Genomic DNA, 20,727 nt, shown 5'->3' with positions numbered 1-20,727 from the left:
TGGGCACCGCCCGGCGGGCTGACTACGGTGGGAGCATGGCACGTCACCCAGTGGCAACGAAGGCGGCAGCGGCGGCAGCGTCCCCCAGACGGCGGGCGGGGGCGGCGGCCGTTGTCCTCACGCTCGCCCTGCTGCTCGCGCTGTGTACCGGAACGGCCGCGGGCCCGCGCGACGACAGCGCCGGCCCGTCCGCCCCGGGCCCGTCCGCCGGGCCGCCCCGGGCAGACCTCGGCTGGGGCTTCACCCACACCCGGGCCAGCGCCGACGGCGGGACGGACGCCGCCCGGCGCCGCGCCGTGCGCACCCTCACCCCGCACCGGCTGCCGCAGAACCAGCACCTCATGGGGTGGGGCGCCGAGAACCCCGAACCCTCCCCGGGCCGCTACGACTTCGCCGCGCTCGACAGCCGGATCGCCTTCATCCGCGAGACGCAGGGCGTGCCCGTCCTCACGCTGTGCTGCGCCCCGGACTGGATGAAGGGGGGACGGGCCGGGCACACCGACTGGGACGACCTGGAGAAGGCGCCGCTGCCCGAGCACTACGCCAACTTCGCGCGGCTCGCCGGGCACGCCGCCCAGCGCTACCCGCAGGTGCGGCACTTCCTGGTGTGGAACGAGCTGAAGGGCTTCTTCGACGACGAGCGGGGCCGCTGGGACCACGAGGGCTACACCGAGCTGTACAACCTGGTGTACGCCGAGGTGAAGCGGGTGCGCCCCGACGCGCTGGTCGGCGGGCCCTACGTCGTCATGGACAGCGTCACCGGGGACAGCCCGCACGCGTCCGCCGAACTGCGCGGCGCCTGGGGCAGCGCCGACCAGCGGGCCCTGGACGCGGTGCGCTACTGGAACACGCACCGGATCGGCGCCGACTTCGTCGTCGTGGACGCCTCCAGCTACACCAAGGACAGGCGCCTGCTGCCCGACGCCTTCGGGGCCACCGCCAAGTTCACCGACATCGGCCGCTGGGTGCGCGGGACGACGGGACTGCCGCTGTGGTGGGCCGAGTGGTACGTCGAGCCGGGTGACGCGCACGACCGCCGCGACGACTGGACCGAGGGCCACCGCCTGGCCGTCCAGGCGGCGGGCCTCATCGCCATGGCCCGCGGCGGTGCCGACACCGGCCTCTACTGGAACCCCCAGCTCCGCGAGGGCCGGTGCCCCGGCTGCCTGTGGGAGGGCACCGGCGAGGCGTCGGGCGGCGGACCGCTGCCGATACTGGACCTGCTCACCCGCTTCGCCACCGCCTTCGGCCCCGGGACCGGCTACGAGAGCGTCACCGCGCACCCCCCGGCGGGCCTGCACCTCCTCGCCGACGACCGCACGGTCCTCGCCGTCAACCCCGGTACCGAGCCGGTGCGCACCCGGATCGACGGCCGCCCGGTCGAGCTGGCCGGACACGAGGTGCGCTGGCTGGACCGCTGACCGGACGGACGCCGCCGAGAAGGGTTGTCAGGACAGCGTCATCAGCCGGTGGACCAGCGCGGCCGCCGCCACGAGCATCAGCGGCACGGTGAACCACAGCGTGGCGGGCAGCCACGCGTCCCGCCGCGGACCGGGCGGCGCGAGCACCCGCAGCAGTTCGCGGCCCGTGAGCAGGAGCAGCACCAGCAGCACGCACAGCGCCCCGGTCACCGACCAGTCGGTCCACGTCACCCGCGGGCCCGGCGGTCCCGGGTCCGCGGCGGCGCCCGCGCCCGGGGGCGGATCGCGCAGCGTGTACACGGCGGCGTCGCGGTGCTCGAACACCCGCCGCAGCTCCGGCCGCGCCTCCAGGGCCTCGCGCAGCCGCGCCTCCCACGTCGCCGGGTAGCCCGCGTCCAGCTCCAGGTACGCGGACTGGCCCGCGTTCACCATCAGGAGCCCCCCGGGACCGGCGGCGCGCAGCCCGGCCACGAGATCGTCCGTACGGGTGGGGTCGGTCGGCGCCTGCACGGGCAGGTAGCGCACCCGCTCCATGTCGCGCGCGCCCCACGGCAGGGCGGGGGTGAGGTTCGTCGCCGGATCGCTGCTGAGCCACAGCAGCCCGGCCGACGGACGGTCGTGGGCGTACACGTACTCCATCGCCGCGACCTCCCCCGGCCGCACCCGCTCGAAGCTCTCGTTGCCCCACCGCGCGACGAGGAACCCGCCCAGCAGCACCAGCCCGGCCAGCAGGGCGGCGCCCGGTGCCGCCCACCGGCGCACCCGGCCCGGCGCCCCGGCGCGGTCCCCCTCCCGGGGGAAGAACGCGAGGGCGGCCAGCAGGCAGGCGCCGGGGGCGGTGAACAGGAACACCCGCAGCGCCATCTCGCCGCCGTACGACTGGAGCCCGAAAGCGCCGAACGGCACGGCGGCCAGCAGCAGCAGGCAGCGGTCGCCGTACCCGGCCCGGCGTCTGCGCCACGCCCCGAAGGCCGCCAGCGCCAGCGTGCCGCCCGCCAGGGCGACGCGGGTGTACAGCACCAGCTTGTGCGTCTGGCTGCCGCCCTCGATGCGGCCGGCCACCGAGGAGGACACGTTACCGGTCAGGCCGCCGAGGCCGCCGAACAGCTCGTCGAAGTGCCCCGACCAGTACGACTCGGCCAGGAACCCCACCCAGGCGGCCACGAGGACGGTGCCGAGCAGCGGCAGCCCGCGCGGCCCGAGCCGCCGGGCGAGCAGCAGCCCGCCCGCCAGGCCCAGCATCACGAACGGCGTGAGCTGGTGCGCGGTCACCGACGCCGCGAACAGGGCGAGGACGACGCCCAGCAGCACCGCCCGGGTGGAGCGGGACACCTCCGGGACGGCCGCCTCCCCCGGCGTGCGCGGACCCGGCCGCGCCGGCCGCGGGCGCAGCCACCGCAGCAGGACCGCGGCGAACGCCAGGTACAGCAGGTAGGTGAACCCCTGCGGTGAGAAGTAGTCCTGGCCCACCCAGCCGCACAGCACGAAGAACCAGGCGGCCGTCCACCGGGCCCGCCAGTGCACGCGGAAGGCCCGCAGCAGCACCGCGAAGGGGGCCAGGTACAGCACCTGCATGGCCGTCGGCCACCAGCGCAGCACGCCGGTGAGGTCCTCGACGCCGCACGCCTGGGCGACGAAGGCGGTGACGGCGAAGAAACCGGGCCAGCTCCACCGCGCGTCCAGCTCAGGCGCGGTGACGCCGGTGCGGTCGATGTAGTCGAGGAAACCCAGGTGCTGCCAGGCGGTGGCGAACCGCGGCTCGGCCTCCACCACCGCGGGGACGGCGTGCAGCGCGAGGAGGGTCAGCACGAGCGTGGCCCCCAGCAGCGCCCGGTCGGGGACCCGCCGGGCCAGCGCGAGCCCGAAGCACACGGCGAGCCCCGCGGCGCCCAGCAGCGTCGGACCGGGCAGGACGGAGACGAGCCCGAGGCCGCCCATCGCGTCCAGCTCCGCCTCGCCGAACCCGCGCAGCGGCACCCAGAACAGCGCGGTGGCCGCCGCGAGTCCAAGCCACCGTGCGAGCGCCGCGGGCGGGGGCCGTCCGGGCCCCGCCCACCGCGCCGGGAGCCGGGCGCGCAGCCGAGCGGCGGGGGAGGGGCGCGGCTGCGGGTCCGGGCGGCGGTCCGGGCCCTCGTCCGGGCCCCCGCCCGCCGGCGGGCCCCCGCCCGTCCCGCCGCCGTCCGCGCCCCCGGCCGTGGCACTGGCCGTCCCGCCGTCCGCGCCCCCGGCCGTGCGCGGGCCGTCCACCGTCCGCGCGGAACCGTCCGCGCCGCCGGGTCCGCGCAGCACGCCGCGCAGCCGCACCGCGGCCACCACGGCGACCACGCCGAGGCTGGCGACCTCCGCCATCCCGGCCCCGGCCAGCCCCAGGGCGGGCAGCAGCACCAGCGTCAGCGTCAGCACCAGCGTGCACAGCACGCCCTGCAACCAGGCCAGCCCCGCCGTGCGGCTGCGCGCCCGCAGCACCGCGAAGTACAGCTCGATGACCACCCGCAGCAGCGCCCCCACGGCGTACCAGCGCAGCAGCCCGGTGGCGGACGCCGCGTAGCCGGGGCCGAAGACGCCGAGGATCTGCGGCGCGAACACGAACAGCAGCGCGCAGACGGGGACCATGATGCGCAGCATCCGGCCCAGCGCCGCCCGGCAGTGCGCGGCCAGCAGCGCCGGGTTGTGCGCGCCCTCCACGGTCAGCGAGGACCCCATGTTGAGCGCGAGCAGGTTCACCGTCCCGGAGATGGTGACGGTGACGTAGAAGTACGCGTTGTCCGCGGCGCTGACCTGCGCGGCCACCAGCACCGGCACCAGGTAGACCACGGCCAGCGAGAACAGCGCCCCGGTGTAGTCCCCGGCCAGGAAGCGGCCCATCTCCCGCCACGGCGCGGGCCGGGCCGCCCGTGCCGTGGCCGCGACGTGCCGGGGCACCAGCCGCCGCAGCACCAGCCATCCCAGGGGCACCACGGAGACGGCGATGGCCGCCGCCCACGAGACGAACACCCCGGCCGTCGGCACCGCCGCCGCCAGCCCCACCAGCAGCGCCAGCTTGACCACCGAGAACGCGGTGTTGCCGGCCGGCACCCAGGCGGCGCTGCGCAGCCCCGTGAGCACGCCGTCCTGGAGGGTCAGCAGCGACCAGCCGACCACGGCGGCGACGAACCCGAGCCCCGGCAGCCAGCCGCGCAGGAACCCGTACGAGGGCCCCCACAGCCCGAGCGTCAGCAGGAACACCGTGGCGGCGAGCGCCACCAGCAGCGAACTGGCCGCGTACGTCCGCAGGATGAGCGTGCGGGTGGTGCGCCCGGCCACCGGGATGAAGCGGGCCAGCGCCCCGATGAGGGTCACCGCCGTCAGCCCGGCCAGGAACTTCATCGCGGCGATCGCCGCCGATCCCTGGCCGACGGCCTCGTCCGAGTAGTAGCGGGCGGCCACCAGCCAGTACCCCAGGCCCAGCACCGCGCTGATGCCGGTGTTGACCATCAGCGCGTAGGCGTTGCGGAACAGGTGGCCACCGCCGGCGGAGGCCCGCCCGGGAGGGGTGTCCCGGGCCCGCGGCCCGGCGGTGGTCGTCGTCACGGCGTCAGACACGAAAGCGCTGAACCCTTCCCGCCGCGACTCCCGCCGCGGCGCGGGCCCGGCGCCAGACGCCGTAGCCCGTGGTGAGTGCCCGGTCCCCCGCGAAACTGCGGGCGACGCCGACGCCGTCCACCAGCCGGGCGAACTCGGCCGGTGTGGTGGTGCGCCGGATGGTCAGCCGGGCCAGCGAGTACGGTCCCTGGCGCCGCGCGTCGGCCAGCGCGTTGCGGACGGCCAGCGACTGCGTGAAGCCCGCCGTCCGCACCGCGTCGCGCACCCGGCGGCTGGAGTAGCCGAACGGGTAGGCGAAGGAGCGCGGCGCCCGGCCGAGCGCGTCGGCCAGCAGCGCCCGGCAGTGCCCCACCTCCCGCCGCAGCGCCGCGTCGCCGAGCTGGTCGAGCTGCGGATGGGAGTGGCTGTGCCCGCCGATCTCCACCCCCGTGTCGGCCAGTTCGCGCAACTGCGCCCAGTCGAGCATGGCGTCGGGCGCGCCGCCGCAGTGCTGCGGCCCGCGCAGCCACCCCGTCGCGGCGAACAGGGTGGCGCTGAACCCGAGCCGGGTCAGGACGGGCAGGGCGTGCCGGTGGACGCCCGCGTAGCCGTCGTCGAACGTGACGAGGACCGGACGCCGGGGCAGCGGGCCGCCGCCACGCCACGCCCGGGCCAGTTCGGACACCGTCAACGGGGTGTGGCGCCGTTCGGCGAGCAGTTCCATCTGGGCGGCGAACGCCTCGGGGGAAACGGACAGCCGCCGGGCGGCGGGCGCCGGGAAGCGGGCGATCGTGTGGTACATGAGGATCGGTACCGGGCCGTTCACCGTGGTTCCTCCTCCCGGGCGGCCCGGTCCGCGCCCTCCCGGCCCGTCCTCGGCGCGGGAGCGGCGGCCCCGGCGGCGAACCCGGCGCCGCGCCGGGCCCGCACCGAGCCCACCGCGTAGCCCGCCACCGCAGCGCCCGTCCCGGTGAGGACGGCCACGGCCCGTCCGCCACCGCCCGCGCGGGCGGCCAGGAAGTCGCGCACGCCCCGGCCCAGCGCGGCGGGCAGCACCCGGGTGGCGTACCGCCGTTCGCTGGACAGCCCGTCCCGGGCGCCCACGCTCCGGGCGACCAGCGCCTTGGACACCCCCTCGGCGTACGCCCGGGTCACGAGGTACGCGAGGCGCTCCCGGACGGCGGGCACCCGGTGGTGGATCACCGCGCGGTCGTCGATGAGCAGCACCGCGTCGGGGCGGGCCTGGGCCAGCCGGATGCACAGCTCCGTCTCCTCGCAGCCGAGCGGGAGCCGGTTCCCGTCCCGGCCGATCCCGCTGGCGAACCCGCCCGTCGCGGTGAACGCCGAGCGCCGGAAGGAGGCGTTCCCGCCCAGGACGTTGCGCACCCGCACCCGTCCGGGCGGCAGACCGCGGTAGGTGCAGCCCACCGCCCAGTCGAACTCCTCGGGGAACCACGGCGGGCGGCGGCCCGACGCCCACAGCGGTTCGGTCCGGCCGCCGACGGCGAGGACGGCCGGGTCGGCGAAGGCGTCGGCGAAGTGCCGCAGCCAGTCCGGTTCCGCGACCGCGTCGTCGTCCAGGAAGGCGATCAGGTCCCCGGCCGCCGCGGCGATGCCGGTGTTGCGGCCGGCCGACAGCCCGCGCGGCCCGGCGTTGGCGAGCACCCGCACCCCGGGCGTGCCCGCGTAGTGTCCGGACAGGCGGTCGAACAGCGCCGGGTTGTGGTCCACGACCAGCAGGGTCTCCAGGGCGGGCAGCGACTGCGCCCGCACCGAGGCCACGGCGGCGAGGATGTCCTCCCAGCGGTCCTCGGTGTAGACGCACACCACCACCGAGAACGCGGACGGCGTGCCGTGCGTCACCGGCCCTCCCGCAGGGCCATCGGACGTGCGGCGGTGCCCCGGCCGCGTCTGCCGCCCTCGCGCAGGATCACCGACAGCACCCGCAGTCCGTCCCGCACCGCGTTCAGGTTGCTGACGCCGTGGATGCGCTCGTACTCGTGGCTGGGTATCTCCTGGACCCGCAGCCCCGCCTTGACGACGCGGATGTTCATCAGGGTCTCCACTTCGAACCCGTTGCAGTCCAGGGCGATGTCGTCCAGGCATCTGCGCCAGAACGCGTTGTATCCGTAGCACAGATCGGTGTACCGCGCGCCGAACTTGGCGTTGACGACGGCGGTCAGCAGCCGGTTGCCGAGCTTGCGCACGGGCGTCATGTCGTCCGTGCCGCCGCCGTTGGCGAAGCGCGAGCCCTTGGCGAAGTCGGCGCCGCCGACCAGGGCGGAGACGTAGGTGACGATCTCCGTGCCGTCCGCCGACCCGTCCGCGTCCACCATGACGATGATCTCGCCGGTGCAGGCCGCGAAGCCGCTGATGAGCGCGTCGCCCTTGCCCTTGCCCCGCTGGGGCACCACCACCACGTCGGGGCGCAGGTCCCGGGCCACGGCGACGGTGTCGTCGGTGGAGTTGCCGTCCACGAGCACCACCTCGTGGACCCAGTCCGGCAGCGTCTTGAACACGTACGGCAGGTTCTCGGCCTCGTTCATGGCCGGGATGACGACGCTGACCGGTGGTGCGATGGCCAGGTGCGAGGAGACGGGCCGGTAGCGGCCGGGGGACGGTTCGGCCAGCGGGTGTGCGGAGGCGGTCATCGGGGCATTCCCTCTCGTCCGGTGGACCGCGCCCAGCGGGGCGGTCCGAGCGGTGGTGGACAGGTGCACAAGGGGGATCACGCCCGCGACGGACCGCCCGGAACCTCCGGGCACGCCGGCGGCGCGCCCGGGGGGACCAGGTGAGCGGCGAGGTCTCCGGCCGCGTCGCGGCCCGGCCGGCGCGCGGCTGCGCACCGGCGGGACGGCACCCCCCTGCCCCGTCCCGCCCGGCGTCTGGCGTATCCGGCCCCTCCCCGAGGCGGAACGCCCGCCGGTGCGGACGGCGGCGTTGTGTGTCGAATGGCGGTTGACGTGTGGCGGTTCGGACGCTGGGTGGGGCCAGCGCGCGAAGCCGGTGGCTCGTGACGGACGGCCACAGTCCGGGAGGGGACGGGGGCGGTCCGGACGGAAGGGGTCATCCGCGCGTCGTGCGCTCACCTCCCGAGCGCATCGCGCCCCACCGTTTGAGCAACCGGTCGGCTGGGGCGAACAGTTCCGGCCGGGAGACGACAAGGTGGCGCAGGGCGCGGACCGGCGCCCTCCTGGCGCGGTGGCCCAGCGCGACCGGGTGGCGGCGGGCCGCCCAGCCCTCGTAGACGGTGAGGTCCCCCGACTTGAGGGCGTCCTTGTACCGCTTGTCGCCGCGCCCCATGTCCACGTGGCGCAGCCCCTCGGCCGCCGCGGCCTCGGCCAGCCGCAGGTGCAGCACGAGGCCGGGCGAGTAGCGGGCGAACGCCGGGTCGTAGGCCGGGAACCAGGTGGCGAGCGTCGTGCGCGACCGCAGGCCGAAGTGCGCGGCCACCGGGCGCCCGCCCGCGTACAGCACCGACAGCCTGCCCGCGCAGGAGCCGGCGGAGGTGTGGAAGAGGCGCTCCACCAGTTCGACGATCCAGGGGCGGGCGAACCGGTCGCTGCGCCCGGTGCGGCGGTACTGCGCCGACTTCCAGGCCAGCAGCGTGCGCAGCACCCGCGGATCGCGCTCGTCGTGGACGTAGACCACCTCGCCCGCCTCGCGCCCGAGCTTGCGCTCCTTGGACAGCGTCCTGCGGGTGAAGCCCGGCGACCGCTCGCGCAGCCCGTCCCAGAACGCCCGCGGGCCGCCCGCGACGTCGATCACCGGCGAGGCGTGGGCGCTGGAGGCGAACCGGGCGAAGGGCTGCGGACCGGCGGCCAGGTGGTCGAACTCCCACACCGCGAGGCCGCAGGCCCGCAGCAGTTCCCGCGCGTCGCAGGTGAACCCGGGCCGGTGCACCACGCCCTGGCAGTCGGACAGCCCGAGCCCCACCGCGCGCCCCACGCCGAACGCCGAGCGCTGGTAGGGGAAGAACCCCTCGAACGCCCCCTCGCGGCCGCCCTGCTCGCGGATCACCGCCACCCGCACCCCGCGCCGCACCCGGCCGACCGCCAGCGTGAACTCCGGGGAGAGGAACGGGTTGGCGAGCTGCCCGGCCCCCTCCCGTGCGGCCCGCTCCTGGAGCGCTGCCCACGCCGCCAGGTCGGCGGCGGCTAAGTCGCCCGGTTCGCAGATGTCGATGCCCACGTCACCGTCTCCTGAGGGCGGCTTCGAAGCCGGTGCGGAGGCCGGGGAAACGGCGGCCCAGCCAGACGGAGAGCAGCGTCAGGGCGCTCAGCGCCGCGACGGCCGCCACCCCGCCCCGGACCGACCAGGCACGGGCGGCCAGCAGCGTCTGGGCCACCAGCACGTTGACCGCGATGGAACCGGCCAGGGCCACGACGGCCCGGCTGAGCGGGTCGAGACCCGGCAGCGCCGCGGCCAGCGCCGCACCGGGCGCGGCCAGCAGGAAGAAGAACGTCAGCGGTGCCCGCAACGGCGGCCCGAGGTCGCCCAGAGCCAGGCCCGCCCCGGCCGCCCCCACGGCGGCGCCGGCCAGCAGCGGCGCCGGCAGGCCGGTCCCGCCGCGGTCGTCAGTGATGTGCATCGACGGCTGTGCCCCCCGTAGCGCCGTTGTGTCAGGCCACAATCTCGTGGTCCGGCCGTGCTCCCGTCAAGAGCACCCGGACACCGTGTCCGGCGGAGCCGGGCGCACGGGAACACAGCGGGCGCAGGGGATGGCAAGCCGGGGCGCACGCCTTCCGGCGTCCGCTCTCAGCCGCCCCGCGGTGCGGCGCTGCGGACACCGGGAGATTTGTCAACGCGCGTGCGGGGCAGGTGATTACCATGACCGGGATACCCGCGGACTCGCGTCGGGCGATAGGGTGAAGGCTGCCCGGGGCCGGGTGCCGTCGTACGGGTGGGGAGTGTCATGGAACAGATAGCAATGCCCAGCAGGCCGCGCGTGCCTGCCGTCAACTGCCGCTCCGGCGCGAACGCGTCGCGCCTGGACCGGCACCTGAGCGTCCTGGGCGGACCCGCCGTGCCCGCGGGCCGGGCGGAGGAGGCGACGACGCTGATGCGTGAGCTGACCACGCGTGACGTCACCCGTTCCCGCACCAGCCGGGGCGCCCGGGTCTCGCTGTTCGCTCCCCTGCGCCGGCTGCGCCGCTCCCTGTTCGGGGGCCGCGGCTGACGGCTGCCCGGGGCGCGGCCACTGCGGCAACGGCACCGGCGCCGGTCAGTGGTCCGACACGTCGGAAATGTTCTCCACCGTGACGGAGAAGGAGAACCGGTCCCCCCGGTAGTGGATGCGCGCCACGTCGACCGCTCGCCCCCGCTCGTCGAACGTCACTCCCGTGTAGTGCAGGATCGGGCTCAGCAGCGGCACGTCGAGCAGCCTGGCCGTCTCGGGGTCGGCCAGTCTGGCCTCGACGGTGTCGGTGATCCGGCTGATCCGCACCCCGGCCTCGTCGCGCAGCACCTTCGTCATCGGCATGCGCCGGAGCGCGTCCGGGGCGACGCGTCCGGCTATCTCCGGGTGGATCAGGTTCTCGGCCCAGTTCGTCGGCTCCCCGCTCGTGCGGTCGCGGCGCAGCCTGCGGAAGGACACCGCCTCGCGGAGGCCGGGGAAGTACTCCGCCAGCTCCGGCGGCACCGGCACGGGGCCGTGGCCCAGCAGTGTGGTGTCCTCACCCGACTGCTGGGCCACGATCGCGTCCACCGACCCGAGGACGCGCACCGGGCGGCCCCGCCGCGCCTCGGGCTCGATGAACGTGCCCCGGCGGCGGTGCCGGCTGATCAGGCCCTCCGTCTCCAGCTCCTTGAGCGCCTGGCGCATGGTCAGCACGCTCACCCCGTAGTGCTCGGCCAGCGACTCCTCCGTGGGCAGCCGCAGCGGGGCCTCCGGCGGCCTGCCCAGTATCGAGGCCCGCAGGGACTGCGAGACCTGGTACCACAGCGGCAGCTTGCGGTTCAGCTCGACCGAGTCGGGAGCGAAGAGGGTCACCGTGCCTCCGGTCCAGCCGGGTGACGTGGGGTACGTCAGTCGCGGAAGTGTCGCTCAAGACCCTGCCACACATCGTCGTAGGAGCGCTGCCGGTGTGCCGCCCCGAGCGCCTGGCCGGTCACCGTGACCGGCCAGCGGGTCTCGAACATGAAGGCCAGGCCGTCGTCCACCTTCTGCGGGCGCAGCTCGGCGGCGCTGGCCCGGTCGAAGGTCTCCCGGTCGGGGCCGTGCGCCGACATCATGTTGTGCAGCGAGCCGCCGCCGGGGACGAACCCCTCCGCCTTGGCGTCGTAGGAGCCCTCGATGAGACCCATGTACTCGCTCATCACGTTGCGGTGGAAGTACGGCGGCCGGAAGGTGTCCTCGCCCACCAGCCAGCGCGGGGCGAACACCACGAAGTCCACCCCGGCCAGCCCCGGGGTGTCCGAGGGGGAGGTGAGCACCGTGAAGAGGGACGGGTCGGGGTGGTCGTAGCTGATGGAGCCGAGCACGTTGAAGCGGCGCAGGTCGTAGACGTACGGCACGCAGGTGCCGTGCCAGGCGACGACGTCCAGCGGCGAGTGGCCGTACTCGGCCGCCCAGAGGTGGCCGCAGAACTTGTTCACCACCTCCACCGGCCCGGCCACGTCCTCGTAGCGGGCCGTCGGCGCGAGGAAGTCCCGCGGGTTCGCCAGCCCGTTCGCGCCGACCGGGCCGAGGTCGGGCAGGGCGAACGGCCGGCCGTAGTTCTCGCAGACGTAGCCCCGGGCGGTGCCGTCCGGCAGCTCGACCCGGAACCGCACCCCGCGCGGTACCAGCGCCACGTGTCCGGGCCCGGCGTGCAGGACGCCGAACTCGGTGCGCAGCACGAGACGGCCCCGCTGCGGGACGATCAGGAGCTCCCCGTCGGCGTCGCTGAACACGCGGTCGGTCATGGAGGCGTTGGCGCTGTAGAGGTGGACGGCCATGCCCGCGCGCTGGGTGGCGTCGCCGTTGCCGCCCAGCGTCCACAGCCCGGCGACGAAGTCGGTGCCCGCCTCCGGTTCCGGCAGCGGCCCCCAGCGCAGCCGGTTGGGGTCGGGGATCTCGGTGAAGGGCGCGGTGCGCAGCGCCGGGTTCGCCCGCCCGTCCGTCAGCCGGGTGAACGCCGGGTGCGCGGCGGAGGGCCGGATGCGGTAGAGCCACGAGCGCCGGTTGTGCGCCCGCGGTTCGGTGAACGCCGCGCCGCTGAGCTGCTCCGCGTACAGCCCCAGCGGGGCGCGCTGCGGGGAGTTGCGGCCGACCGGGAGCGCTCCCGGCACCGCCTCGCTGCTGTGCTCGTTGCCGAAGCCGGTGAGGTACGCCGGTTCCTCCGCCGTCCCGCGCGTCTGCCCGTCGCCGCTCATGGGGTGCTCCTGCCGCCGTCGATTCCTATGTCTCAGCATAGGAATGGGGGTGCGCCGGGGCAACAGCCGCCGCGGAACTCCGTCCACACGGTGGGATCGAAGGATTTCTGAAGCCTGTCGTGGCAAGGTGCCGCCGGCCGGTGTCCATGCCGTCGGAGGACGGAGATCTGGAAGAGGTGACCCAGCCGGGCCGGGGAGTGATCGCGGTCCCGGTGCGCGAGTGCGGTGAGAAGCTCGTCGATCTGCGGGCGGTGCGCGCGCTGCGGCTCACCGGCCGGCTCGCGTCGTCGGCACCAGCCCTGCTGCGGCTGGGGGTCGTGGACCGCCTGGTCACCGCGCAGACCATGCTGCCGGTGGGTCTGCGGCTGCTGGTCCTCGACGCGTACCGGCCCGCCCCGGCGGGGGCCCGGCCCGGATGCTCCGGGCACGAGACCGGTGCGGCAGCCGACCTGACGCTCTGCATGACCGACGGCGCCGAGCTCTGGCCGGGAGCCGTGGGGTTCTGGCCGGACAGGGGGGCGGATGCCCGTACGGCATGCTCTGCGCTCGACCCCGTCGCAGCCGAGCACCTGAGTGTGCTGAGTGAGGCGTTGAGCTTCGCGGGGATGAGTAACTACCCTGAGGTGTGGTGGCATTGGTCCCACGGCGACCGTTCCTGGGCGTATCAGCGGGGTGTCGGCCATGCGCGGTACGGCCCTGTCGGTCGCTGAGTGACGGCGCGCCCGCCGGCTACTGCCGCCTCACAGCGTCGTTGAGGGGGCCAGCGTGCTGCACGTGAGGCTGCTCGGCCCGGTCGAGGCCGGGAGCGGGGACGGACGGATCGAACTCGGCGGGGCCAAACCACGCGCCCTGCTGGCGGCACTGGCGCTGGACCCCGGCCGGGTGGTGCCCATCGACCGGCTCGTCGACGTCCTGTGGTCCGAGAACCCGCCGCCCAGCGCCCGCGCCCTCATCCACTCCTACGTCTCCACCCTGCGCCGCTCCTTCGCCCGAGCGGGGCACCCCAAGGTCGTCGTCACCCGCGCGCCCGGCTATGTACTGCGCCCGGAGTCGGTCACGGTGGACGCGCACCGTTTCACCGCTCTGCGGAGGCAGGCCAAGGACCGCACCGCCGCCCGGGACTTCGCCGGGGCCGCGACACTGCTGTACGAGGCCAGGGCGCTGTGGCGCGGCCCCGCCCTCTCCGGGCTGGCGGACTCGCCCCTCGGCGGGGAGGCCCGGCGCCTGGACGAGCTGCGGACCTCGGCCGCCGAGGAGTTCTACGCCGCCGAGCTTGCTCTGGGCCGGCTGGATCACCTCGCGGAGCTCACAGCTCTGGTCGAGGCGTACCCGGCCGACGAACGGCTGCGCGGCCTGCTGATGGTGACCCTCCGCCGCCTGGGCCGGCAGGCGGACGCCCTGGCCTGCTACCGGGCGGGCCGCGACGCCCTCGTCGAGGAGCTCGGCATCGAGCCGGGACCCGAACTCAGCGGTCTGCACGCGGTCATCCTGCGCGGTGAGGACGACCGGCTGCCCGGGAGCCCGCTCAGCCCGCCCGCCCCCGCCGACCACCAGCCTCCGGCGCACCTCCCGCCCCGGTCAGGTGACTTCACCGGGCGGCGCGCGGAACTGAGCCTCCTCCGTGAGGGCCTGACGGGCGAGCCGAGTGTGGTACAGGTGGTGGCCGGGCCCGGCGGCAGCGGCAAGTCGGCGCTGGCGGTCCACGCTGCACACCAGGTGGCGGGGCACTTCCCGGACGGCCAGCTGTTCGCGGAACTACGGGGCATGTCCGACTCCCCGGCCACCACGGAGGAGATCCTGGGCGGCTTCCTGCGGGCGCTGGGTGTGCCGGACGGACAACTGCCGCCCAGCACCCAGGCGAGGGTGGAGCTGTACCGCACCCTGCTCGCGGAGCGTCGGCTGCTGATCCTGCTCGACGACGCCGCGAACGAACAGCAGGTGCGGCCCCTGCTGCCGGCGGGCAGCGACTGCGCCGTGCTGATCACCGCACGGGACCGGCTGGGCGGACTCGCGGGGGCGCGCCTCACCGAGCTGGACGTACTGGCTCAGGCGGAGGCGCTCTCGCTGTTCACCACGATCGTCGGTGCCGGCCGGGTGCGGGCGGAACCGGACGCGGCGGTCCGCATCCTCGCCGCGTGCAGCCATCTGCCGCTGGCCATCCGTATCGCCGGGGCACGCCTGGCGGTGCGCAGCAGACTGCCGCTGGCGGTGCTGGCCGACCGGCTGGACGACGAACGCCACCGGCTCGACGAGCTGCGCGTCGGGGACCTCGCGGTACGCACCACCATCAGCCTGAGCTTCCAGCTCCTGGACGAGCAGGCCCGGACGGCGCTGGGGCGGCTCGGCCACCTGGGGCTGCCGGACTTCTCCAGCTGGGTCGTCGGCTGGCTGCTGGGAATGGCGGAGGCCGAGGCACAGCGGCTGCTGGAGGTGCTGGTCGACACCCAGTTGGTGGAGTTCACCGGCGTGGACACGGCGGGCGCCGGCCGTTACCGCCTGCACGACCTGGTACGGCTCTTCGCCCGGGAGTACGCGGAGGAGAAGGAACCGGCCGACGTCCTGCGGGCGGCCGTGGCGGAGACCCTGGGCGGCTGGTTGGGGCTGCTGCACGCGGTCGCGGCCAGCCGTCCGCCGGCGGAGATGGTCTGGCAGCCCGGTCACTGCTCGGGCGGCGACGTCAGCGGCCGTCACTCGGCTGCGGCGCCGTCGTGGCCGGGCACCCCCCGCGGCGGAGCCGCACACCGATACGGTCCCGCGCCCCTGGTGCCTCCCCGGGGCACTGCCGTACCGCCGCCCGAGCCGCCCGGCGACTACATCGAGCATGTCCGGCAGCCGCCTCCCGCCACCTCTGCCCCGCCGCCCGACCTCCCCCGCGCCTACACCGGGCGTGTCCTCGCCGATGTCGCCGGATGGCTGGCCGGTGAAGAGCCCGCGCTGGCGCTTGCCGTCGAGCGTGCCGCCGCGCTGGGACTCGACCGGCTGGTGTGCGAGGTGCTGTCGGCCCACACGGCGGTCGAGCTCGGCAACAACCGCTTCGAGTTCCGCGAACGGATCACCGGCCTCGCCCTTGAGGCCGCCCGGCGCGTCGGCGACCAGCGCAGCAAGGCCGTCATGCACGCCGAACTCGCCCAGATGCGCTATGCACAGGACCGGTTCACCGAGGCTCGGGCGCACTACGGGGAAGCACTCGACGGCTTCCGCGTCGAGTGCGATGTCCGGAACCAGGCAACCGCACTGGCCGGGCTGGGCACCGCATGCCGCGAGCCGGGGCATCTGACCGAGGCCCTGCACTTCCTGGACCAGGCCGGCGTCCTGCTACGGGCCCTGGACGACCACCGCGGCATCGCCTACGTCCACCGGATCCGCGGCTCGGTCCGGCTGGAGCAGGGAGACTACCCGGGCGCGCGGGACGACATCGACGTAGCGCTGTGGGGATACCGCAAGGCCGGCAGCCGCCGCGGTGTCGCCCTGGCACTGCGCACCGAGGGCCTGTACCACCGCGCCCGCGGTGACTACGACGAGGCACTGCGTACCTGCGCCGAGGCCGCCGAGATCTTCGCCGGGCTCGGGGACGAGCTGATGTGCTCCTACGCGGTACGGGCCCATGCCAAGGCGCGGTTCCGGCTGGCCGGGGGTGCCGGGGCGCTGCCCCGGCTGGAATGGGCGCTGGGGGTGGCCGGCAGCGCGAACGACCGCTTCGGCCAGGCGGTGACACTGCGGGTGATGGGTCAGCTGCATCTGGCCGAGGGACGGCTCGACCTCGCACTGGGCTGCCTGGACTCCGCGATGACCCTGTGGGAGACGATGGACGTCCGGTTGTGGCGGGCCCGAACCGAGTACGACCTGTCCCTCGTCCACGCCGCGCTGGGTGACACGACCGCCGCGCAGGCGGCCCGGACCCACGCCATGGGCGTCTTCGCGGACCGCGGCGCCCGCGAACATGCCGAGCTGAGCGGCCAGTGCGTGTCGGCGCAGATTGATTGAAGGGAGATTGAAGGGGGCGCGTCGAGGCTGTGCAGTGCAACGACCGCTCACTCCCCAGGGGGAAACACCATGCGCAGAACCCTGCGGCGCTTGATGACGGCGATGACCTGCGCGCTCGCCGTCACCCTGCTCGCCCTCACCACCGCCGTCGTCGGTGAAGTCTCCGCACCCACCACCGCCCACGCCTCGTCGGTCGGCGGGTCGGTCAGCCGCAACGAGATCCTGAACCGCGCGAAGTGGTGGATCGACAACTACGACGTCATCTACAGCCAGAACATCGCAGACGCCAAGCCGTCCGTGACCGGCGAGAAGTACCGGCCGGACTGCTCCGGCTTCGTCTCCATGGCCTGGCGGCTGCCCAAGAACGGCGGCAACGACCGCGTCACGGGCAACCTCAACTCCTTCGGCGACACCACCACCTTCTCCAACCTGGACAACCTCCAGCCGGGCGACGCGATCCTGGGCAAGGAAGCCGGCCACGTCGCCCTGTTCCACCGGTGGACCGACTCCAGCAAGACCAGGATGCAGGTCTACGAGGAGTACAACTGGGGCAAGGCCGGCCGTCACGCCACCCACACCAAGTCGTCCTACGCGAGCGCCAAGTTCGTAGGCGTCCGATACGACGAGATCGTCAACTCCACCGGCCGCGCCGTCGTCTACGGAGCCCTGAGCGACGGCCGCCTCACCTACACCCAGCTCGACACGGAGACCGGCAAGCGGACCCACGGCGCGGTGACCTCCACGGCCACACTGGGCTTCACTCCCAAGACCCTGGCGACGCTCAACTTCAACACCCTCCTCGTGACCTCCACCGCCGGTCGTCTGTACCGGGTCGACATCATCACGAACAACACCTCGCTGTCCTTCTCCAAGCCGGTCGACCTGGGCAAGGGATGGACCCATGACCTGCTCACCTACGACGGAAGCGGCCACCTCTTCGGCATCGCCGACGGCACTCTGCGCCGCTACAACATCGGAGCCGCCAAACCCAACGCCTCGCACATCACCGGGAACACCCTCATCGACACCGGGTTCGCCCTGAAGACCCTCGCCTCCACCGGCCCGGACTGGTTGCTGGGCACCACGAGCGCCGGGAAACTGTTCTCGTACAGGATCGACGGCGCCGGCGACTGGACCCGCTACGAGCTGAAGTCGTCCACCTGGCAGAACATGGACGCCCTCATCGCCCCGGGCGGCGGCGCCTTCTACGGTCACCGTGCCGAAGGCTCGCTGCACGCTTACGTCGACACCCTCCCGTACAACGGCAGCGGCGCCGACCTGCGCGGCACCGGCACCGTGGACAGCAGCGGCTGGACCCAGACCCTGCTGTCCGCCCAGCCCCGCACCGCGGCCTAGGAGCACTACCTTGTAAGCGGGCGTGGGGCTGATGTGCCAGGGGCCCCCGTCCTGGAGAGCGGCGGAGCCGTGCGGCCCCGTCACGACTGGGCGTGTGGACATTCCTGGTACCGCGGGGCGCCGTGCCGCCGGAAGGCGTACCGGCGCCGCCGCGCGAGTGGCACGCTCAGCTGTGACGCGGCGGGCGCCCCGGTAGCGACGGCGGCTTGGTGGTGGGCAAGGAGGCACCGGCTGGTGACGACGCCCGCCCCCTGGCCCCGGCGGTGGTCGCTGCTCGCAGCGCTCGGGCGCCCGCCCGGGGCCTGGGCGGGCGCGCGGGGCGGGGCACGGGTGGGACGCCGGGCGGGACGCGGGGTGAGGCACGGCACGCCGGGGGCTGGTGACACCGTCAAACTAGCGGCGCTAGTTTGGGTCCATGCAGGCACATGACGCTCTCTACCGTGACGGGGCCTGGCGGCCCGCCGTCGGCACCGGCCTGATCGAGGTCACCAACCCGGCCACCGAGGAGGTCATCGGCCGTGTCCCGGCGGGCACCGCCGAGGACGTGGACGCCGCGGTGCGCGCCGCGCGCGCCGCGCTCCCCGGCTGGACCGCCACCGCACCCGCCGACCGCGCCGCCCGGCTGGCGGCCCTGGGCGAGGCGCTGGCCGCCCGGCGCGAGGAGATCGCCGCGACGGTCAGCGCGGAGCTCGGCGCGCCGCTGTCCTTCTCCCGCGCCGTGCACGCCGACCTGCCCATCGCCGTCGCCGGTTCCTACGCCACCATCGCCGCCGAGTACGCCTTCGAGGAGCGCATCGGCAACTCCCGCGTCCTCCACGAGCCCATCGGCGTCGTCGGCGCCATCACCCCGTGGAACTACCCGCTGCACCAGATCGTCGCCAAGGTCGCCCCGGCGCTGGCCGCCGGCTGCACCGTCGTGCTCAAGCCCGCCGAGAACACCCCGCTGGTGGCCCAGCTGTTCGCCGAGGCCGTGGACGCGGCCGGGCTGCCCGCGGGGGTGTTCAACCTCGTCACCGGGTACGGCCCGGAGGCCGGTGAGGCGCTGGCCGGGCACGCGGGCGTGGACCTGGTCTCCTTCACCGGCTCCACGGCCGTCGGGCAGCGGATCGGGGCGCTGGCCGGCGCCGCCGTGAAGCCGGTCGCGCTGGAGCTGGGCGGCAAGTCGGCCAACGTCATCCTCCCCGGCGCCGACCTCGTGCGGGCCGTCAAGGTGGGCGTGGCCAACGTCATGGCCAACTCCGGCCAGACGTGCAGCGCCTGGACGCGGATGCTCGTGGACGCCGACCGCTACGACGAGGCCGTCGCGCTGGCCGCCGAGGCCGCCGCCAAGTACGTGCCCGGGGACCCGTCCGACGAGAAGACCCGGCTCGGGCCCGTCGTCAGCGAGCGCCAGCGCGAGCGCGTCACCGGGTACATCGACCAGGGCGTCGCCGAGGGCGCCCGGCTGGTGGCCGGGGGAGCGGACGCCCCCGAGGGGCACGAGCGCGGCTGGTACGTGCGGCCGACCGTCTTCGCCGACGTCACCCCCGGTATGACGATCGCCCAGGAGGAGATCTTTGGCCCCGTCCTCACGCTCCTGAAGTACGAGGACACCGAGGAGGCCGTGCGCATCGCCAACGACACCGTCTACGGCCTGTCGGGCGCGGTGTGGGCGGCCGGGGAGGAGGAGGCCGTCGCCTTCGCCCGCCGCCTGGAGACCGGCCAGGTGGACATCAACGGGGGCCGGTTCAACCCGCTCGCGCCGTTCGGCGGCTACAAGCACTCCGGCGTCGGGCGGGAGCTGGGCACGCACGGCCTGGCCGAGTACCTCCAGACGAAGTCGCTCCAGCTCTGAGCAGCCCGCCCGTCCCGCTATGCCCGAACCGTTCCCGTCCTAAGGAGCCACGCGCCGTGGTCCGTGCCGCCTTCCTGCCCGCTGTGGGCGCCCCGCTGGAGATCGCCGACATCGACCTGCCCGAGCCGGGCCCGGGGCAGGTGCGCGTCCGGCTCGCCGCCGCCGGTGTCTGCCACTCCGACCTGTCCCTGTCCAACGGCACCCTGCGCCAGCCGTTCCCCGTCGTGCTCGGGCACGAGGGGGCCGGGACGGTCGTCTCCACCGGCGAGCAGGTCACGTCCGTGGCCCCGGGGGACGCCGTCATCCTCAACTGGGCGCCGTCCTGCGGGGAGTGCCACTACTGCGCCCGGCTCCGGGAGCCGTGGCTGTGCGAGCACGCCAACGCGGCCAGCGCCGTGCCCTACGCCAGGACGGGGGACGGGCAGGAGCTGTACGCGGGCCTGGGCACCGCCGCCTTCGCCGCCGAGACGGTCGTGCCCGAACGCGCGGTGCTGTCCCTGCCCGACGGTGTGCCGCTCACGGACGCCGCGCTGCTGGGCTGCGCCGTGCTGACCGGCTACGGGGCCGTGCACCACCACGCCCGCGTCCGTCCCGGCGAGTCGGTGGCCGTGTTCGGCATCGGCGGGGTGGGCCTGGCCGTCCTCCAGGCCGCCCGCATCGCGGGGGCGGGCCAGGTCGTCGCCGTGGACATCGCGCCCGGCAAGGAGGAGCTGGCCCGTGCTGCCGGGGCCACCGACTTCCTGACCGCCTCGGAGACGACGGCGAAGGACATCAGGAAGCTCACCGGCGGGTACGGCACGGACGTGGCGGTGGAGTGCGCCGGGCGGGCGGACTCCATCCGGGCCGCCTGGAGCTCCACCCGGCGCGGCGGCCGCACGACGGTCGTCGGCATCGGCGGCAAGGACCAGCAGGTCACCTTCTCGGCGCTGGAGATCTTCCACTTCGCCCGGACGCTGTCCGGCTGCGTGTTCGGCAACAGCGACCCGGCGGCGGACGTGCCGGTGCTGGCGGAGCACGTCCGCGAGGGGCGTCTGGACCTGGGCATGCTGGTCACCGAGCGGATCGGCCTGGACGACATCCCCGAGGCGTTCGACGCGATGCGCGGCGGCCGGGGCGGCCGGGCGCTCGTGGTGTTCTGAGGCCCGGTGCCGCCGGGCCCCAGGCCCCGTGTCCCGTGGTCCCGTGTCCCGGGCCCCGCGCCCGGCGGCGCGGGGC

At 74.7% G+C, this 20,727-nt stretch carries 15 protein-coding genes; 7 read left to right on the top strand and 8 right to left on the bottom strand.

From position 1 onward, the window contains the following. Positions 1 to 35: 35 nt before the first annotated feature. Positions 36 to 1,421, top strand: coding sequence for a xylan 1,4-beta-xylosidase (locus tag V1J52_RS13860; RefSeq protein WP_330140045.1), 1,386 nt, complete (start codon positions 36 to 38; stop codon positions 1,419 to 1,421). A 27-nt stretch (positions 1,422 to 1,448) separates the two neighbouring features. Here V1J52_RS13860 and V1J52_RS13855 read toward each other — a convergent pair whose 3' ends face one another. From V1J52_RS13855 to V1J52_RS13830, 6 genes are all read right to left on the bottom strand, one after another. Next, positions 1,449 to 5,003: a lipopolysaccharide biosynthesis protein gene (locus tag V1J52_RS13855; RefSeq protein ID WP_443075817.1), complete on the bottom strand. Its 3,555-nt coding sequence runs from the start codon at positions 5,001 to 5,003 to the stop codon at positions 1,449 to 1,451. Next, entirely contained in the window at positions 4,996 to 5,784 is a 789-nt protein-coding gene (locus tag V1J52_RS13850) for a polysaccharide deacetylase family protein (protein WP_330140118.1), read from the bottom strand. The genes V1J52_RS13855 and V1J52_RS13850 overlap by 8 nt, the downstream gene beginning before the upstream one ends. Positions 5,785 to 5,804: 20 nt before the next feature. Continuing rightward, the gene (locus V1J52_RS13845; protein ID WP_330140044.1) at positions 5,805 to 6,845 is read right to left on the bottom strand and encodes a glycosyltransferase family 2 protein; all 1,041 of its coding nucleotides are present in this window, start codon (positions 6,843 to 6,845) and stop codon (positions 5,805 to 5,807) included. After that, positions 6,842 to 7,633, bottom strand: coding sequence for a glycosyltransferase family 2 protein (locus V1J52_RS13840; RefSeq protein ID WP_330140043.1), 792 nt, complete (start codon positions 7,631 to 7,633; stop codon positions 6,842 to 6,844). Before V1J52_RS13840 ends, V1J52_RS13845 begins: the two co-directional genes overlap by 4 nt. A 415-nt stretch (positions 7,634 to 8,048) precedes the next feature. Further along, a complete protein-coding gene (locus V1J52_RS13835) occupies positions 8,049 to 9,173 on the bottom strand; it encodes a GNAT family N-acetyltransferase (protein WP_330140041.1) in 1,125 nt (374 codons plus the stop codon). Position 9,174: 1 nt separating this feature from the next. Next, the gene (locus V1J52_RS13830; protein ID WP_330140040.1) at positions 9,175 to 9,573 is read right to left on the bottom strand and encodes a hypothetical protein; all 399 of its coding nucleotides are present in this window, start codon (positions 9,571 to 9,573) and stop codon (positions 9,175 to 9,177) included. A 324-nt stretch (positions 9,574 to 9,897) separates the two neighbouring features. Between V1J52_RS13830 and V1J52_RS13825 the strand changes: the two genes are divergently transcribed. Further along, the gene (locus V1J52_RS13825; RefSeq protein WP_330140039.1) at positions 9,898 to 10,161 is read left to right on the top strand and encodes a hypothetical protein; all 264 of its coding nucleotides are present in this window, start codon (positions 9,898 to 9,900) and stop codon (positions 10,159 to 10,161) included. Positions 10,162 to 10,206: 45 nt separating this feature from the next. Here V1J52_RS13825 and V1J52_RS13820 read toward each other — a convergent pair whose 3' ends face one another. Together V1J52_RS13820 and hmgA are read right to left on the bottom strand one after the other, a co-directional pair. Next, the gene (locus V1J52_RS13820; RefSeq protein ID WP_330140038.1) at positions 10,207 to 10,974 is read right to left on the bottom strand and encodes a GntR family transcriptional regulator; all 768 of its coding nucleotides are present in this window, start codon (positions 10,972 to 10,974) and stop codon (positions 10,207 to 10,209) included. A gap of 35 nt (positions 10,975 to 11,009) precedes the next feature. Next, the gene (gene hmgA, locus V1J52_RS13815; RefSeq protein WP_330140037.1) at positions 11,010 to 12,338 is read right to left on the bottom strand and encodes a homogentisate 1,2-dioxygenase; all 1,329 of its coding nucleotides are present in this window, start codon (positions 12,336 to 12,338) and stop codon (positions 11,010 to 11,012) included. A 140-nt stretch (positions 12,339 to 12,478) separates the two neighbouring features. Between hmgA and V1J52_RS13810 the strand changes: the two genes are divergently transcribed. The 5 genes from V1J52_RS13810 (at position 12,479) to V1J52_RS13790 (ending at position 20,651) form a co-directional block, all read left to right on the top strand. Beyond that, positions 12,479 to 13,048, top strand: a complete 570-nt coding sequence (locus tag V1J52_RS13810; RefSeq protein WP_443075816.1) for a M15 family metallopeptidase domain-containing protein — start codon at positions 12,479 to 12,481, stop codon at positions 13,046 to 13,048. A 55-nt stretch (positions 13,049 to 13,103) separates the two neighbouring features. Beyond that, positions 13,104 to 16,322, top strand: a complete 3,219-nt coding sequence (locus tag V1J52_RS13805; RefSeq protein ID WP_330140036.1) for an AfsR/SARP family transcriptional regulator — start codon at positions 13,104 to 13,106, stop codon at positions 16,320 to 16,322. A 69-nt stretch (positions 16,323 to 16,391) separates the two neighbouring features. Continuing rightward, positions 16,392 to 17,678: a tachylectin-related carbohydrate-binding protein gene (locus tag V1J52_RS13800; RefSeq protein ID WP_330140035.1), complete on the top strand. Its 1,287-nt coding sequence runs from the start codon at positions 16,392 to 16,394 to the stop codon at positions 17,676 to 17,678. Between the two features lie 415 nt (positions 17,679 to 18,093). Beyond that, entirely contained in the window at positions 18,094 to 19,512 is a 1,419-nt protein-coding gene (locus tag V1J52_RS13795; protein ID WP_330140034.1) for an aldehyde dehydrogenase family protein, read from the top strand. A gap of 56 nt (positions 19,513 to 19,568) precedes the next feature. Further along, entirely contained in the window at positions 19,569 to 20,651 is a 1,083-nt protein-coding gene (locus V1J52_RS13790; RefSeq protein WP_330140033.1) for a Zn-dependent alcohol dehydrogenase, read from the top strand. Positions 20,652 to 20,727 lie beyond the last annotated feature (76 nt).

The sequence above is a fragment of the Streptomyces solitudinis genome (assembly GCF_036323765.1).
In the GTDB taxonomy this organism is placed as follows: Bacteria; Actinomycetota; Actinomycetes; order Streptomycetales; family Streptomycetaceae; genus Streptomyces.
Note: the sequence above shows the minus strand (reverse complement) of the source record. Positions and strands in the feature narration are given on the sequence as shown.